Origin of the sequence: Streptomyces sp. NPDC001536 (genome assembly GCF_042894505.1) — a bacterium.
In the GTDB taxonomy this organism is placed as follows: domain Bacteria; phylum Actinomycetota; class Actinomycetes; order Streptomycetales; family Streptomycetaceae; genus Streptomyces.
Window position 1 is genome coordinate 828,989 of sequence record NZ_JBIAVQ010000001.1, and the last position, 14,321, is coordinate 843,309.

General features: G+C 71.3%; 15 protein-coding genes. 9 read left to right on the plus strand and 6 right to left on the minus strand.

Features of this window, described 5'->3' with window-relative positions; all coding sequences use genetic code 11:
• Positions 1 to 28 precede the first annotated feature (28 nt).
• The 5 genes from ACFY0U_RS03745 to ACFY0U_RS03765 all read left to right on the plus strand — a co-directional run bounded on the left by ACFY0U_RS03745 (position 29) and on the right by ACFY0U_RS03765 (position 4,627).
• Positions 29 to 931 carry a ribokinase gene (locus ACFY0U_RS03745; RefSeq protein ID WP_388629628.1) on the plus strand — a complete coding sequence of 301 codons (903 nt, stop codon included), beginning with the start codon at positions 29 to 31 and terminating at the stop codon, positions 929 to 931.
• Entirely contained in the window at positions 928 to 1,323 is a 396-nt protein-coding gene (gene rbsD / locus ACFY0U_RS03750) for a D-ribose pyranase (RefSeq protein WP_388629631.1), read from the plus strand. Before ACFY0U_RS03745 ends, rbsD begins: the two co-directional genes overlap by 4 nt.
• A 270-nt stretch (positions 1,324 to 1,593) precedes the next feature.
• Positions 1,594 to 1,797 carry a hypothetical protein gene (locus tag ACFY0U_RS03755; RefSeq protein ID WP_351680578.1) on the plus strand — a complete coding sequence of 68 codons (204 nt, stop codon included), beginning with the start codon at positions 1,594 to 1,596 and terminating at the stop codon, positions 1,795 to 1,797.
• Positions 1,794 to 2,456 (plus strand): RNA polymerase sigma factor, encoded by a 663-nt coding sequence (locus tag ACFY0U_RS03760; RefSeq protein ID WP_388629634.1) that lies wholly within the window; start codon positions 1,794 to 1,796, stop codon positions 2,454 to 2,456. Before ACFY0U_RS03755 ends, ACFY0U_RS03760 begins: the two co-directional genes overlap by 4 nt.
• Positions 2,453 to 4,627, plus strand: coding sequence for a M48 family metallopeptidase (locus ACFY0U_RS03765; protein ID WP_388629637.1), 2,175 nt, complete (start codon positions 2,453 to 2,455; stop codon positions 4,625 to 4,627). The genes ACFY0U_RS03760 and ACFY0U_RS03765 overlap by 4 nt, the downstream gene beginning before the upstream one ends.
• Positions 4,628 to 4,676: 49 nt before the next feature.
• Here the strand turns inward: ACFY0U_RS03765 and ACFY0U_RS03770 are convergent, their stop codons facing one another.
• The 3 genes from ACFY0U_RS03770 to ACFY0U_RS03780 are packed head-to-tail and all read right to left on the minus strand — an operon-like array spanning position 4,677 to position 7,809.
• Positions 4,677 to 5,474 carry a sugar phosphate isomerase/epimerase family protein gene (locus ACFY0U_RS03770; protein WP_388630444.1) on the minus strand — a complete coding sequence of 266 codons (798 nt, stop codon included), beginning with the start codon at positions 5,472 to 5,474 and terminating at the stop codon, positions 4,677 to 4,679.
• Positions 5,475 to 5,506: 32 nt separating this feature from the next.
• A complete protein-coding gene (locus tag ACFY0U_RS03775) occupies positions 5,507 to 6,661 on the minus strand; it encodes a dihydrodipicolinate synthase family protein (RefSeq protein WP_388629639.1) in 1,155 nt (384 codons plus the stop codon).
• Positions 6,658 to 7,809, minus strand: a complete 1,152-nt coding sequence (locus ACFY0U_RS03780; RefSeq protein WP_388629642.1) for a Gfo/Idh/MocA family protein — start codon at positions 7,807 to 7,809, stop codon at positions 6,658 to 6,660. The genes ACFY0U_RS03775 and ACFY0U_RS03780 overlap by 4 nt, the downstream gene beginning before the upstream one ends.
• A gap of 335 nt (positions 7,810 to 8,144) precedes the next feature.
• On the opposite strand from ACFY0U_RS03780, the gene ACFY0U_RS03785 reads away from it, so the two are divergent.
• Together ACFY0U_RS03785 and ACFY0U_RS03790 are read left to right on the plus strand one after the other, a co-directional pair.
• On the plus strand, positions 8,145 to 9,191 hold the full coding sequence (locus tag ACFY0U_RS03785) for a LacI family DNA-binding transcriptional regulator (protein ID WP_388629645.1): 1,047 nt from the start codon (positions 8,145 to 8,147) through the stop codon (positions 9,189 to 9,191).
• Positions 9,192 to 9,280: 89 nt separating this feature from the next.
• A complete protein-coding gene (locus tag ACFY0U_RS03790; RefSeq protein ID WP_388629648.1) occupies positions 9,281 to 9,703 on the plus strand; it encodes a hypothetical protein in 423 nt (140 codons plus the stop codon).
• Between the two features lie 5 nt (positions 9,704 to 9,708).
• Here ACFY0U_RS03790 and ACFY0U_RS03795 read toward each other — a convergent pair whose 3' ends face one another.
• From ACFY0U_RS03795 to ACFY0U_RS03805, 3 genes are all read right to left on the minus strand, one after another.
• Positions 9,709 to 10,311: a hypothetical protein gene (locus tag ACFY0U_RS03795; protein WP_388629651.1), complete on the minus strand. Its 603-nt coding sequence runs from the start codon at positions 10,309 to 10,311 to the stop codon at positions 9,709 to 9,711.
• A gap of 16 nt (positions 10,312 to 10,327) precedes the next feature.
• Positions 10,328 to 11,551 (minus strand): hypothetical protein, encoded by a 1,224-nt coding sequence (locus ACFY0U_RS03800; protein WP_388629654.1) that lies wholly within the window; start codon positions 11,549 to 11,551, stop codon positions 10,328 to 10,330.
• A 126-nt stretch (positions 11,552 to 11,677) separates the two neighbouring features.
• Positions 11,678 to 12,349 carry a class I SAM-dependent methyltransferase gene (locus tag ACFY0U_RS03805; protein WP_388629657.1) on the minus strand — a complete coding sequence of 224 codons (672 nt, stop codon included), beginning with the start codon at positions 12,347 to 12,349 and terminating at the stop codon, positions 11,678 to 11,680.
• A 150-nt stretch (positions 12,350 to 12,499) separates the two neighbouring features.
• Here ACFY0U_RS03805 and ACFY0U_RS03810 point away from each other — a divergent pair, with 150 nt between their 5' ends.
• Both ACFY0U_RS03810 and ACFY0U_RS03815 read left to right on the plus strand, forming a co-directional pair.
• Positions 12,500 to 13,432 carry a GNAT family N-acetyltransferase gene (locus ACFY0U_RS03810; protein ID WP_388629660.1) on the plus strand — a complete coding sequence of 311 codons (933 nt, stop codon included), beginning with the start codon at positions 12,500 to 12,502 and terminating at the stop codon, positions 13,430 to 13,432.
• A gap of 17 nt (positions 13,433 to 13,449) precedes the next feature.
• Complete coding sequence (locus ACFY0U_RS03815; protein WP_388629663.1) at positions 13,450 to 14,250, plus strand: sugar phosphate isomerase/epimerase family protein; 801 nt, start codon at positions 13,450 to 13,452, stop codon at positions 14,248 to 14,250.
• Positions 14,251 to 14,321: the final 71 nt, after the last annotated feature.

The following is a 14,321-nucleotide window of genomic DNA, read 5'->3' on the forward strand; positions in this document are numbered from 1 at the left end:
TCAAGTCACTTCATAGGGGAGCGTTTTCATGTACGACTACGACCTGCTGGTCGTGGGATCCGCCAATGCCGATCTGGTCATCGGCGTCGAGCGGCGGCCGGGCGCCGGCGAGACCGTGCTCGGCTCCGACCTGGCCGTCCACCCGGGCGGCAAGGGTGCGAACCAGGCGGTCGCGGCCGCTCGCCTCGGCGCCCGTACGGCCCTGCTGGCCCGGGTCGGCGACGACGCGTACGGCCGGCTGCTGCTGGACTCGCAGCGCTCGTCCGGGGTCGACACGGTGGGTGTCCTGGTCGGTGGCGCGCCGACCGGGGTCGCGCTGATCACGGTGGACCCGTCGGGGGACAACAGCATCGTGGTCTCGCCGGGTGCCAACGGGCGGCTGACGCCGGGGGACGTACGGGCCGCGGGGAGCCTGTTCCACGCCTCGCGGGTGGTGTCCGTGCAGTTGGAGATCCCGCTGGAGACGGTCGTGGAGGTCGTACGCAATCTGGCGCCGGACAGCCGTTTCGTGCTGAACCCGTCGCCGCCGCGGCCGCTGCCGACGGAGGTGCTGGCCGCCTGCGATCCGCTGATCGTCAACGAGCACGAGGCGAAGGTCATCCTGGGTGACTCGGCGATCGGGGACTCCCCCGAGGACTGGGCGCGGATCCTGCTGGCGAAGGGGCCGCGGTCGGTGGTCGTGACGCTGGGGTCGGAAGGTGCGCTGGTGGCCTCCAGGGAGGGGGTGACCAGGGTGGCTCCGGTCAAGGTGGACGCGGTGGACACGACCGGCGCGGGCGACGCGTTCACGGCGGCGCTGGCGTACCGGCTCGGTGCCGGTGCCTCCCTGGCCGAGGCCGCGGCGTACGCGGCACGGGTGGGGGCGGCGGCCGTCACGAAGGAGGGCGCGCAGGTGTCGTTCCCGACGGCGGTGGAGGTCGACGCGCTGTGAAGAAGGCGGGAATTCTGAACCGTCATCTGTCTGGCGCGCTGGCGGAGTTGGGCCATGGCGACGGCGTACTGGTCTGCGACGCCGGTATGCCGATCCCCGACGGGCCGCGCGTGGTCGACCTGGCCTTCCGGGCCGGGGTGCCGTCCTTCGCCGAAGTGGTGGAGGGGCTCCTGGCCGAGCTGGTCGTGGAAGGGGCTACGGCGGCGGCGGAGGTGCGGGACGCGAATCCGGGGGCGGCGAAGCTGTTGGACGGGCACTTCGGCGCGGGCGATCTGGACTTCGTCTCGCACGAGCGGCTCAAGGAGCTGTCGGCGGGTGCGCGGCTGGTGGTGCGGACCGGCGAGGCACGGCCGTACGCGAATGTGCTGCTGCGCTGCGGGGTGTTCTTCTAGCCGGACAAGCTTCGAGGGGGCCTGGTCCGTCGACCAGGCCCCCTCGGGTTTCCCCTCCGTATCAGAACCCCCGCGATCCCCCCAGATCCCCTCCCCAGAAGTCCTGATGCCAAGTACGACCCGCGAGGTGGGGAGAGGGTTGTACGGGTTCCCCAAGATTTCTTCGGCGTCGGTACGGCCCACACGACTCACTCGCGCCCCTCGGTAAACATGTCGGCCGCCACGTGCTGTTACCCGGTGTCAGAACAACCACCGGGAGAGGTGAGCAGCGTGGAGCACTGGGTGCTCGACCCGGCCGTGATCGCGGCTGTGGGGGCGAGTTGGGAGGCGGTTGTGCGGATTGCGCGATCGGGGTCCGGTCGCCGTATCCGCCGCCGTATCGTGGCGCGCACATTTCGCTTCCACCGTGCGGGCACCGTCGTCGAGTACCGGTACCGGGCCGCGCGCGAGGACGTGTGGGAGGACGAGCGGTGACGCACACCGTCGAGGGGGGCAGCGAGATCTCCGGGGCGCGCGAGGACTTCGACGTGTTCTTCCAGCGAACGTATCCGCGGATGCGGGCGCGGGCGCTGCTGCTGTGGCGCCACCGCGAGGAGGCGGAGGACGCGGTGCAGGAGGCGTACGCCGAGCTGTTCCGCTACTGGGACCGGGTGTCGCACTACGAGGCACCCGAGGCGTGGGCGTACAAGGTCATGACCCAGCGGCTCAACCGGGCCCGCCGGACGTGGTTCCGCCACCACACGCTGGAGATCGAACCGCCGCCGACGGCGAGCGTGGAGGAGACCTCCGAGGCCCGCCAAGTGCTGGCCGCCCTCAAGGGGTTGCCGGACCGGCAGCGCCAAGTCCTGGTGCTGCACTGCCTCCAGGGGATGCCGCAGCAGGAGATCGCGGAGTTGCTGGACATCAAACGCAGCAGTGTTGCGGGGAGTCTGCGTAAGGCACGCGGGCGACTGGGGCGGGAGTTGGGGCTGCCGACGGGTGAACTTCCCGGTGGTGGCGATGCGTTGATGTCCTCGACCCGTGATGTGCGGGTGGAGAGCACGGCACTGTCCCGTGACCCGTTGAGCAGTCTGCTGCGGCAGGCGGAGAACTGGCTGACGGCCGCCTGCGGTTCGGGTGAGGGCGCCCGGTGAGACATCTGCTGCGCGAGGCTCTCGTGCTTGTGGTCATCGGGCTGTTGGTGGTGGGCTCGCTGCTGCTGGCCGTGCTGATCGGCTACTGGCTGTTCTTCATCGGCGGCTTCACCGTCCTGGTGTTTTTCTGGGCGCCGCCCGCGTTCATCTTCCTGGGAGTGGTGGTTTTCCCGCTCCTCGCGGCAGATGCCCGTGCCGTGCGCGGAGTCCGCCGTACGGGCGGCCTGCCGGAGTCGGCGGAACTCATCTCCCTCGCCGACGCACCGCAGTTGAGGGAACTGGTGGCGGACGTCGCGCGCTCGATGGGGACGTCGGCGCCGACGCACCTGTGGCTCACTCCGCACGCCAACGCGTCCGTGCACGAGGTCCACCGCCTCTTCCGGCGCCCGAGGCGTATTCGGCACATGTGCATCGGGGTCCCCCTGCTCGTGGGACTGCCGACCGATCAGTTACGGGCGGTGCTCTGCCACGAACTGGGCCATTACGCGCGCCGCCACGCACCGTTCAGCAATACGATCTACCGGGGTTCGGCACTTCTGGGTGAATTGCTGACGGAACTCGACCACGCCGCACTCCCGGTGAGCGACGTCTCCCCGGTCGACACCTCGATCCGTTCTCTCGCGTCCGTACAGCGCCGGGTCATCTCGCTCTACCGCTCCTTCTACGACCTGGTGACCCTGGCGATCCGGCGACGTCAGGAGTACGAGGCGGACCGCGCCGCCGCCGAGATCGTCGGAAATGACGTCATGGCGAGGTCGCTGCTCTCCTCGCACACGGTCGCCGTCTCCTGGAAGGCGTACCGGACGGGAACACTGGACCCAATGCACGCGTACGGCCGGACTCCCGATGATCCGTACGAAACATTCGGCGCCCTGTTGCAGGACTCCGGACGTCTTCCCCAGGTCGTGCCACCGAGCCGCAGCCCCCGGCGGGATTCGCATCCGCCGTTGGAGAAGCGGTTGGCCGCGCTGAACCCGGCTGGGGTGACACATTCCGCCACCGGGCCGGCGGCCGTGACAGACCTGGCGGTGACGGATTCGGCGGCGTACGCGCATCTCCGGCAGGCGACCTTGCCGCCCACCTCGTACGCGCCGTACCGCGCGGGTTCCCGAGCGGTCGAGGTGATGCTCTCCCTCAGCGGGTTCGCGTTCTTCATCTGGCCGGTCTGGGCCGTCCTCGGCGAGGCGGTGGCCAGGCCGGTCCTGTACTGCGCGGGAATCCTTGCCCTGATATCGGGCTTGGTCCTGCATCGGCAGCGGAAACACGCGAGGGAATACCGCGATCACTTCACACCGCCGCTCGACGGGACGGCCCGACCGATTCCCCGGACGGAATGGCTCGGCCTCGCGGAGAAGTGGCAGGTGGAAGCACATCCGGCGAAGCTCCGTGCCGTGATCGACGTGTACAACGAATACCGCGCACGGGAAGGAAACAGCCGCACCGTCGCCCCGACCTTCGCGGGCCTGCTGCGCATCCTGGAAGAAACTCACATCTCTCCCAGGGCCTCCCACGCACTGCTTTTCGCGGAGCAGTCAGCGGCCCTCCCCCGGCATATGTGGGGAGTTGCGGCGACCAACGCCGTGGCACGCTTCTCGAACCCCGCCGAAGTGTCCTATCTGTTCTCGGCGGCGACCTATCAGGCGGCCTATGTCCGGATACTGCGTGACCGGCTCCGCTGGGAACGCGTCGATCTCGACCGCCCGCTCCCTCGCCTCTCCCCGCCGTCTCCCGAGATCTCCCCGGAGAAACCCGGCTGGGACGTCCCGGTCATCCTGCTGGCCGGCGGCAGCGCTTTCATTTTCTTCACCTTGCTCCTCGCCATCTGGTTCCCGGGCGCGATCAAGTGGTCCGGGGTCACCCTTTTCCTGACCATCCTCCTGGTCGCCCTGTTCGAGATCGTGAAACCGACGAAGTACGGCCCTGGCCGGCCGCGCAGACTGAGACGGTGGCTGAACCCCGCCGCAGCCCTCTTCATCACCCTCTGCGCGGTCGGCCGACTGGGCCAGCTCGGCAGGGGTGAGGTGGCCCCTTGGCTGATCGTGATCACGATGTTCGCCGTGGGGTACCCCCTCTACAGCCCCCGCGCGAAAGTCGGCGGCGTCCGAGCGACCCTGGCCCTGATCCTGGCCGCCTGGACCATCGCGGACGCCTGGAACGCCACACACGACTGAAAAACGGCCGCCCGGAACTCCCCTGTTCCAGGCGGCCGTCACAAGCAGATCAGCCCGCGTGCTCCACGAACCGCGCCGCGGTCTGCGCCAGCACCTCGCGGCCGTCGCGCGCCCACAGTCCGTCGTTGAAGAGCTCGACCTCGATCGCGCCGGTGTAGCCTGCCGCCTCGACGTAGCCCTGCCACTCGCGCATGTCGATCGCGCCGTCGCCGATCTGGCCGCGGCCGTTCAGCACGCCTTCCGGCAACGGGGTTGTCCAGTCGGCGAGTTGGAAGGTGTGGATACGGCCGCCCGCACCCGCCCGGGCGATCTGCGCGGGAGCGTCGTCGTCCCACCAGATGTGGTACGTGTCGACGGTGACGCCGACCTGGTGGGCCGGGAAGCGTTCCGCGAGGTCGAGGGCCTGCTTGAGCGTGGAGACCACACAGCGGTCGGAGGCGTACATCGGGTGGAGGGGCTCGATGGCCAGGCGTACGCCGTGCTGTTCCGCGTACGGGCCGAGGACCGACAGGGCGTCCGCGATGCGCTCGCGGGCGCCGTGCAGGTCCTTGGAGCCGGCGGGGAGGCCGCCGGAGACCAGGACCAGGGTGTCCGTGCCGAGCGTCGCCGCCTCGTCGACGGCACGGCGGTTGTCGTCCAGGGCCGCCGCCCGCTCGTCCGCGTCGATCGCCGTGAAGAAGCCGCCGCGGCAGAGCGTCGTGACCGTCAGGCCCGCGTCGCGGATCAGCTTGGCCGTCGCCTCCAGGCCGTGGACCTGGACGGGCTCGCGCCACAGGCCGACATTCGCGATGCCCAACTGGCCGCAGGCGTCCACCAGTTCCGGCATCGACAGCTGCTTGACCGTCATCTGGTTGATGGAGAAGCGGGACAGGTCTGCGGTCACTGGTTCACTCCGTACAGCGCGAGCAGGGTCTTCATCCGCTCCTCCGCCAGCTTCGGGTCCGGGAACAGGCCCAGGCCGTCGGCGAGTTCGTAGGCGCGGGCGAAGTGCGGCAGGGAGCGGGCCGACTGGAGGCCGCCGACCATCGTGAAGTGGCTCTGGTGGCCAGCGAGCCAGGCCAGGAACACCACGCCCGTCTTGTAGAAGCGGGTCGGCGTCTGGAAGAGGTGACGGGACAACTCGACCGTGGGGTCGAGGAGTTCGCGGAAGCCCGCCGTGTTGCCCGTGTCCAGGACCCGTACCGCCTCCGCCGCCAGCGGACCCAGCGGGTCGAAGATGCCGAGCAGGGCGTGGCTGAAGCCCTTCTCGTCGCCCGCGATCAGCTCGGGGTAGTTGAAGTCGTCGCCGGTGTAACAGCGGACGCCCTGCGGAAGGCGGCGGCGGATGTCGATCTCGCGCTGGGCCTCCAGGAGGGACACCTTGATGCCGTCGACCTTGTCCGGGTGGGCCGCGATGACCTCCAGGAAGGTCTCCGTGGCCGTGTCCAGGTCGGACGAGCCCCAGTAGCCCTCAAGGGCCGGATCGAACATCGGGCCCAGCCAGTGCAGGACGACCGGCTCGGTGGCCTGGCGGAGCAGATGGCCGTAGATCTCCAGGTAGTCCTCGGGACCGGAGGCGGCGGCCGCGAGGGCGCGGGAGGCCATCAGGATCGCCTGCGCGCCGCTCTCCTCGACGAGCGCGAGCTGCTCCTCGTACGCCGCCCGGACCTCGGCCAGGGTCGCCGGGCCGGTGAGCTGGTCGGTGCCGACACCGCAGGCGATGAGACCGCCGACGGACTTCGCCTCGGCGGCGGACCGGCGGATCAGCTCCGCCGCGCCCGCCCAGTCCAGGCCCATCCCGCGCTGGGCGGTGTCCATCGCCTCGGCGACGCCGAGCCCGTGGGACCACAGGTGGCGGCGGAAGGCGAGGGTGGCGTCCCAGTCGACGGCGGCCGGCGAGTCGGGCGACACGTCGGCGAAGGGATCGGCGACGACGTGGGCCGCCGAGAACACCGTACGAGAGGTGAAGGGGGAACCGGTGGTGACGGCGAGTGGTTCCGGGCGGGGCTCGTACGCCCTCAATCCGCCCTGGCCGTCAGGGAGTCGGATCGTCACAGCGAGATCTCCGGTACGTCGAGGCGGCGGCCCTCGGCCGAGGACTTCAGGCCCAGCTCGGCGAGCTGGACGCCACGGGCGCCGGCGAGGAGGTCCCAGTGGTAGGGGGCGTCGGCGTAGACGTGCCGCAGGAACAGCTCCCACTGGGCCTTGAAGCCGTTGTCGAACTCGGCGTTGTCCGGGACCTCCTGCCACTGGTCGCGGAAGACCTCGGTGGCGGGGATGTCCGGGTTCCAGACCGGCTTGGGGGTGGCCGAGCGGTGCTGGGCACGGCAGTTGCGCAGACCGGCGACGGCGGAGCCCTCGGTGCCGTCGACCTGGAACTCGACGAGCTCGTCGCGGTTGACGCGGACGGCCCAGGAGGAGTTGATCTGCGCGATCGCGCCGCCGTCGAGCTCGAAGATGCCGTAGGCGGCGTCGTCGGCCGTCGCGTCGTAGGGCTTGTCGTTCTCGTCCCAGCGCTGCGGGATGTGGGTGGCGGTGAGGGCCTGGACGGACTTCACCCGGCCGAAGAGCTCGTGGAGGACGTATTCCCAGTGCGGGAACATGTCGACAACGATGCCACCGCCGTCCTCGGCGCGGTAGTTCCAGGAGGGGCGCTGGGCCTGCTGCCAGTCGCCCTCGAAGACCCAGTAGCCGAACTCGCCGCGGATCGAGAGGATCCGGCCGAAGAAGCCGCCGTCGATGAGGCGCTTCAGCTTGAGCAGGCCGGGGAGGAAGAGCTTGTCCTGGACGACGCCGTGCTTGATGCCGGCGGCGTTGGCGAGACGGGCCAGCTCCAGGGCGCCGTCCAGGCCGGTGGCGGTCGGCTTCTCGGTGTAGATGTGCTTGCCCGCCGCGATCGCCTTCTTGATCGCCTCCTCGCGGGCCGAGGTGACCTGGGCGTCGAAGTAGATGTCCACGGTCTCGTCGGCGAGGACCTCGTCCACGTCCGTGGCCCAGTGCTCCAGGCCGTGCTTGTCCGCGAGCGCCTTGAGCGCGTGCTCGCGGCGGCCGACCAGGATCGGCTCCGGCCACAGCACGGTGCCGTCGCCGAGGTCGAGGCCACCCTGCTCGCGGAGCGCGAGGATGGAGCGGACCAGGTGCTGGCGGTAGCCCATGCGCCCGGTCACGCCGTTCATGGCGATACGCACCGTCTTGCGTGTCACGTCGATCCCTTCGTAGGCGTCGTACGCAGCATTCCCTGCGCATTCCGTACGCGGTTGTGCGCGCCGCGTACGCCTCTACTGATGAGCGTCACAGCAAGCGCTTTCTATCTGATGAGAAGCTAGCCTCTGAGCAGCGGTTCGGACAAGACCGTGACCGCTTCGAGTTGTTCGAGGGGACGAACAACGGGGTGTGGGGGCCTTAAGGTCTGCTCGGAACCATGGCCGACTGTGCGGCGTCTGTGCAGCCGCACAGTCCCACGCGGCCGACTGTGCGGGGACGGGCGCGGAGCCCGAGTACGACGAGGTACGACGATGCGCGACCGGAGGACGACGAGATGACGGTGACCCTGGCGGACGTGGCGGCGCGCGCGCAGGTCTCGCCCGCGACGGTGTCGCGCGTGCTGAACGGGAACTATCCCGTGGCCGCGACCACCCGCGAGCGGGTACTGCGGGCCGTGGACGAGCTGGACTACGTGCTGAACGGGCCCGCGAGCGCGCTGGCCGCGGCGACGTCCGACCTGGTCGGGATTCTCGTCAACGACATCGCGGACCCCTTCTTCGGGATCATGGCGAGCGCCATCCAGTCGGAGATCGGCGGACCCGGCGGGCGCGCGGGCGGTGAACGGCTGGCGGTGACCTGCAACACCGGGGGCTCTCCGGAGCGGGAGCTGACGTATCTGACCCTGTTGCAGAGACAGCGGGCGGCTGCCGTCGTGCTGACCGGTGGTGCGGTCGAGGACGCGCCGCACGCGGCGGCGGTCGCGGCGAAGCTGCGGAGGCTGGAGGACGCCGGGACGCGGGTGGTGCTGTGCGGGCGGCCGCCGGCGCCGGAGACCGGGGCGATCGCGCTGACCTTCGACAACCGTGGGGGTGGGCGGGAGCTGACCGAGCATCTGCTCGGGCTCGGGCATCGGCGGCTCGGGTACATCGCGGGGCCGGAGGAGCGGACGACCACCCGGCATCGGCTGGAGGGGCATCGGGCGGCGCTCGCGGACGCGGGGGTCGCCGAGGATCCGCGGTGGACCGTGCACGGGCGCTACGACCGGCGGTCGGGGTACGAGGCGACGCTGGAGTTGTTGCGGCGGGATCCGTCCCTCACGGCGGTGGTGGCGGCGAACGACTCCGTCGCGCTGGGGGCGTGTGCGGCGCTGCGGGATTCCGGGCTGCGGATTCCGGATGACGTGTCCGTCGCCGGGTTCGATGATCTGCCGTTCAGTATCGATGCGGTGCCTGCCTTGACGACGGTGCGGTTGCCGTTGGCGGAGGCGGGGGCTCGGGCGGGGCGGATCGCCATGGGGCGGGAGGAGGGGCCGCCCGGGGGGATTGCTGTGATTCGGGGGGAGTTGATGGTGCGGGGGTCTTCTGGGGGGCCTCGGGGCTGAGGGGGCTTGGGGTGCGCGTGGTTGGGGGAATCGGGACGGCCGACCCTGGTCCTCGAACGCCGGACGGGCTGTGAGGGGTGAGGTATCCCGTGTCCGTCTACGCCTACGCGTCCCTCCGCCGCACCACTCCCTGCCCCGACTGCCGCTCCCCCGCCGACTGGGTCGGAGTGCAGGCTCTCGTCGGTGACTCCTTGCGGTGGGATGTCGAAGTGACCTGCCCCGGCTGTGGGTTCGCCGTCGCCGAGTGCGGGGGTGAGCTGTCGGACGACGTGCGGGAGGAGCTTCTCGGCGAGCACGGGGGCGCCGTACTGCGGCTGCGGGCGCCCGCGCATCGGGTCACCGTGCTGCGTGTGCTCTGTGCCGCGCTCGGGGTCGAACTCGGCGCGGCCAAGGGCGTGTTGGAGCAGGTCTGGGGTGGGACGTACGTGGGGACGGTGCCCGAGGTGGAGCTTCTCGCTCGCCGGTTGCGGGAGGCGGGGGTCGACGCGGTTGCCTCACCGGGGCGCCCGTAGGCGCGTCACGCGGCCAGTTTGGGTACCGGGTGGCGGGTCGCCAGCCATACGCCGGCGCCCTCGGCGAAGGGGACCTGGTGCGGGGCGCGGAAGCCCAGTGGGCGCAGTGGGTCCATGTGGCGGGGCGAGAGGGTGACCGCGACGGCGTCGGCGGCCTCCTCGTCGACGGTGTGCAGGCCCGGGGACAGCAGGTCGGACACCACCCTGCGGTCCCAGGCCTCCGAGTCGTCCGGGGTGCAGACGGTGACCACGGTCCAGTGCGGTGTGTCGGGCTTGGCCCGCTTCAATGCGGTCGGCAGGACCGGCTCCTGCGGGAGCGGGGCGGTGAGTTCGCGGGCGAAGAGGCCGTTGAAGCGGGTGTGGGGGGACTCGGTGCCGGGCGGCAGCCACACGGCGGCCGCGAGAAGGGTGCCGTCCGCCCGCTCGGCCACCCAGACCTGGCCCTCCTCCAGCGCGTAGTGGGCCAGCATCAGCCGCATGGCGCGCTGTGCCTGGTCCCAGTCCACGGCGGGGTGTTCCGGCGCCGCGAACAGACGCACCACGGCGGGTACGTCCACCAGTCCCGCCCTGCGTACGGCGGTCCGAGGGGGCATCTGCAGGATCGTCATCTTCGGTTTCTGCCTCTCACATGGCCCGGCTCGCGCCGGTCAGTTCAACGGAGTCGGGGAGGGTGCGCAGGGGTTCGGCACGCACCGGCGGGACGGTGACGGGAGGCGCCGGCCGCGCCCCGACGGAGTCCTGTCCGGCCGGGGAGCCATCGAGCAGGGCGGGCAGCGGAGCCCACGCCTGACCGACGCCCTGCCCAGCCGCAGACTCACCGGAGCCCTGTTCGGCCCGCGAGCCACCGAGCAGGGCAGGCAGAGCGGGACCGGCCACCCGCACCCGACCGACGCCCCGCCCACCCGCAGAGCCACCGAACGACACGGGACCGGCCACCCGCACCCGTCCAGAGCCCGCTTCAGCCCGGGAGCCGCCGAGCACCGCGGAGCGAGCCGACCGCACCCGACCGACGCCCGCGGCCCCGTCCACCAGGACCCGCTCCACCCGCCCGGCGTCCGACGCGGCCTCCGGCCTGCTCAGCAGCGTGACGCCGCGCACCGCCGCCGCCGCGCCCGCGAGGGCGAGGAGGGTGCCTGTGGTGCCGTGGCGGAAGCCCTCGTCGAGGAGGGTGAGGCCGATGGCGGCCGCGGTGACGGGGTTGACGAGGGTGAGGAGGGCGAGGGGGCCGCCGAGGCCGTGGCGGTAGGCCTTCTGGGAGAGCAGCAGGCCGGCCACCGCGAAGGCGACCGTGAGGAGGGCCACCAGTGCCGTGGTCCAGGAGAGCGTCGGACCGACCGCGAGCTTCTGCGCCAGCGTGGAGCCGACGCCGGAGGCGATACCGGACGCGGCGGCGACCGCGAGGCCGCCGCGGGCCGAGAGCATCGCGACGGCCGCGGCGGCGACGAGCGCCACCAGCAGGACCTCGCCGGTGCTCAGGGTGTCCCCGTGCCCCGAGGCCGTGACGGCCAGCAGGGTCGTCAGGCCTACGAGGGTGAGGGCCATGCCGTTCCACTGCGTGCCCGAGGTCCGGCGGCCCGAGACCAGCGAGCCCAGCGGCACCGCCAGCACGAGGCTCAGCGCGCCGAGCGGCTGCACCAGGGTCAGCGGTCCGTAGCGCAGGGCGACCACGTGCAGCAGCGCGCCGGAGGCGTTGAGGAGTACCGAGCCCCACCACGCGCCCCGGGCCAGCGCCCCGCGCACGCTCGTGGTGCCGGCGGCGGTCCGCTCCTGGACGACCGCGGCCGCCGCGTAGCAGATCGCCGAGACCAGGGAGAGGACGACGGCCAGGAACACCGGAGAACCAGTCATCGCGGTCCACCTCCCCATCTGCCGACACCGACTGTCGATACGAAACGGTTTCGTACCGACAGACTAGGAGGGGACTTAGCGAAACGCAAGCGTTTCTCTAGAGCACCCTGTTTTTCGGTGCGAACCTCACCTCACCGCCACGAATCCGAACAGCTCCGGAACCCCGCCCGGCCCGGCCTCGACGGTCCGCTCCAGCCGTAGCCCCGCGGTCACCACGGCGTTCAGGAGATCGGCCAGCGGAATGTGCCAGGCCCCCACCCGGGCCCGCACCCCGGCGGGGTTCCAGGAGTCGAGGGTGCGGGCCCGGTCGGCGTACCGCTCGTCCAGCACCACCCGCCCCCGCTCCCGCCAGTCGGCGAACGCGCCGACGAAGCAGGGGTGGACGCCCAGGTGCACGAACCGCCCGCCGGGGGCCAGCACCCGCGCGATCTCCCTGAGGACGGCCGCGTAGTCGGGGACGTCCGTGCTCGCCAGCACACACATCGCGGCCGGCACCGAGGCGTCGGCCAACGGCAGCGCCGTCGCGTCGGCGGCCACGACCGGCAGCCGGCCGGCCGCGTGGCGGAGCTGGCCGCGGGAGAGGTCGAGGCCGAACGGGGTCCGGCCGAGTTCCGCCGCCACGGACGCGTGGGCGCCGGTGCCGCAGCAGACGTCCAGGCAGATCCCCTCACCGGGGCCCAGCAGCTCCCTCAGCGTCGTGTGCACCCGGGCGAAGTACTCGCCGCCCGAGGTCGGCGACATGTAGTGGTTGTACCAGTCCGCGTGGGCGTCGTACGCCGGTGTCGTGGTCGTCGTCATGTCCTTGATGCTGGGAACAACTCCCCCGCCGCAAACGCCCGTTCGCTCATGGCGTCGACCTGGACGGGGGCGCGGGGCCGTCGTACGGTATCTCTGACTGAGTCAACCATTCGGGGGTTGGCGCGAAGGTCGACGAGGAGACCGACGATCATGACCGTCCAGGACATCCGCGCCTTCAACCGCTTCTACACCAACGTCATCGGCGCCCTCGACTACAGCCGTCAGCTGTACGCCCCCTACACCCTCACCGAGTCCCGCGTCCTGTACGAGCTCGCGCACTCCCCGCGGACGGACGCGGCGGATCTGCGGGGTGAACTGTCCCTGGACGCGGGCTACTTGAGCCGGATCCTCAACAAGTTCGAGCAGGACGGGCTGATCGAACGCACCCCGTCCCGCCGCGACCCGCGCCGTCGCAACGTCACGCTCACGGCGCGGGGACGGGAGACCGCCGCGCTGCTCGCCGAGCGCGCGGACGAATCCGTGGGCGCGCTGCTCGCCACCGTCCCCTCCGCCGACCGCCCCCGGCTCGCCGAGGCCATGCGCACCGTCCGCGAGCTCCTCTCCGACGTCCGCCTGCCCCGCCGCGAGGACGTTCTGCTGCGCGAGCCCGGCCCTGGCGACCTGGGCTGGATCGTGCAGCGCAACGCCGCGCTGTACACCGCGGAGTACGGCTGGAACGCCGACTACGAGGGGCTGGTGGCCCGGATCGTCGCCGACTTCGCGGAGGACCACGACCCGCACCTGGAGCGGGTGTGGATCGCGGAGCTCGACGGCCGTCCGGTGGGGTGCGTGATGGTCGTACGGGACGAGGCCCCGGCAACGGCCCGGTTGCGGTTGCTGCTGGTCGAGCCGGACGCGCGCGGGCTCGGCATCGGCGACCGGCTGGTCAGCGCCGTCATCGACTTCGCGCGCGGTGTCGGCTACCGCGACCTGGTCCTGTGGACCAACGACATCCTCGCCTCCGCCCGCCACATCTACCAGCGCCACGGCTTCGTCCTCGTCGCCGAGAAACCGCACCGCTCCTTCGGCAAGGACCTGATCGGCCAGGACTGGCGCCTGGATCTCCACGCCGCCCAGGAGTGACGCGTAGAGTCCGGAGCATGAAGCTGGCGTTCTCCACTCTCGGCGTCCCCGGTCTCCCCGTCCCCGAGGTACTCCGCCTCGCGACCACGCACGGCTATCACGGCGTAGAGCTGCGCGCGCACCCTGAGGAGCCGGTGCATCCCGGCATCGACGCCGACCGGCGGGCCGACGTGGTGGCCGAGTTCAAGGCGGCCGGGGTGGAGATCCTGGGTCTCGCCGGGTACGCGCGCGTGGCCGCGCCTGGCGACGACGAGCCGGTGCTGGCCGAGCTCCGCGCCCTCCTGGACCTCGCCCGCGACCTGGGCGCCCCCTACATCCGCGTCTTCCCCGGCGCGAGCCCCGAGCAGTCGACCGCCGAGGCCGACGCGACGGCGGCCCGGCGCCTGGGCACGGCGGCGGAGTACGCGGCCGACGCCGACGTACGCATCCTCCTGGAGACCCACGACTCGCACCGCACCGGAGCCGACGCGATCCGTGTCCTCGGCCCGGTCGGCCACCGCAACGTCGGTTCGCTCTGGGACGTCATGCACACCTGGCTGGGCGGTGAGCAGCCCTCGGAGACCTACGCGGCGCTCTCCCCGTTCCTCGGATACGTCCAGGTCAAGGACATCGCCTCACCCGACGACACCACCCCGCTCCCGCTCGGCCAGGGCACCCTGCCGCTCGCCGAGTGCGTCGAGGTCCTCTCCCGGCACGGCTGGGACGGCTGGCTGTGCTGGGAGTACGAGAAGCGCTGGTACGAGGCGGCCGCGCCGCTGCCCGAGCTGCTGGGCGCGGGCCGCGAGCACCTGGCCCGGCTGCTGAACGAGAGCGCGTGACTTATTGAGTGGCCCGTCCGGGAGCGGCCCGTCTAAGGTCCCGGGGTGCATCAGCCCACCCCGCTCCCGGT

Excerpts from the sequence above, each read along its gene's own strand:
- ACFY0U_RS03745 (WP_388629628.1), top strand. The coding sequence starts at position 29 with ATGTACGACTACGACCTGCTGGTCGTGGGATCCGCCAATGCCGATCTG.
- ACFY0U_RS03770 (WP_388630444.1), bottom strand. The coding sequence starts at position 5,474 with ATGACGGTCAAGCAGCTGTCGATGCCGGAACTGGTGGACGCCTGCGGC.
- ACFY0U_RS03785 (WP_388629645.1), top strand. The coding sequence starts at position 8,145 with ATGACGGTGACCCTGGCGGACGTGGCGGCGCGCGCGCAGGTCTCGCCC.
- ACFY0U_RS03795 (WP_388629651.1), bottom strand. The coding sequence starts at position 10,311 with ATGACGATCCTGCAGATGCCCCCTCGGACCGCCGTACGCAGGGCGGGA.
- ACFY0U_RS03800 (WP_388629654.1), bottom strand. The coding sequence starts at position 11,551 with ATGACTGGTTCTCCGGTGTTCCTGGCCGTCGTCCTCTCCCTGGTCTCG.
- ACFY0U_RS03805 (WP_388629657.1), bottom strand. The coding sequence starts at position 12,349 with ATGACGACGACCACGACACCGGCGTACGACGCCCACGCGGACTGGTAC.
- ACFY0U_RS03810 (WP_388629660.1), top strand. The coding sequence starts at position 12,500 with ATGACCGTCCAGGACATCCGCGCCTTCAACCGCTTCTACACCAACGTC.
- ACFY0U_RS03815 (WP_388629663.1), top strand. The coding sequence starts at position 13,450 with ATGAAGCTGGCGTTCTCCACTCTCGGCGTCCCCGGTCTCCCCGTCCCC.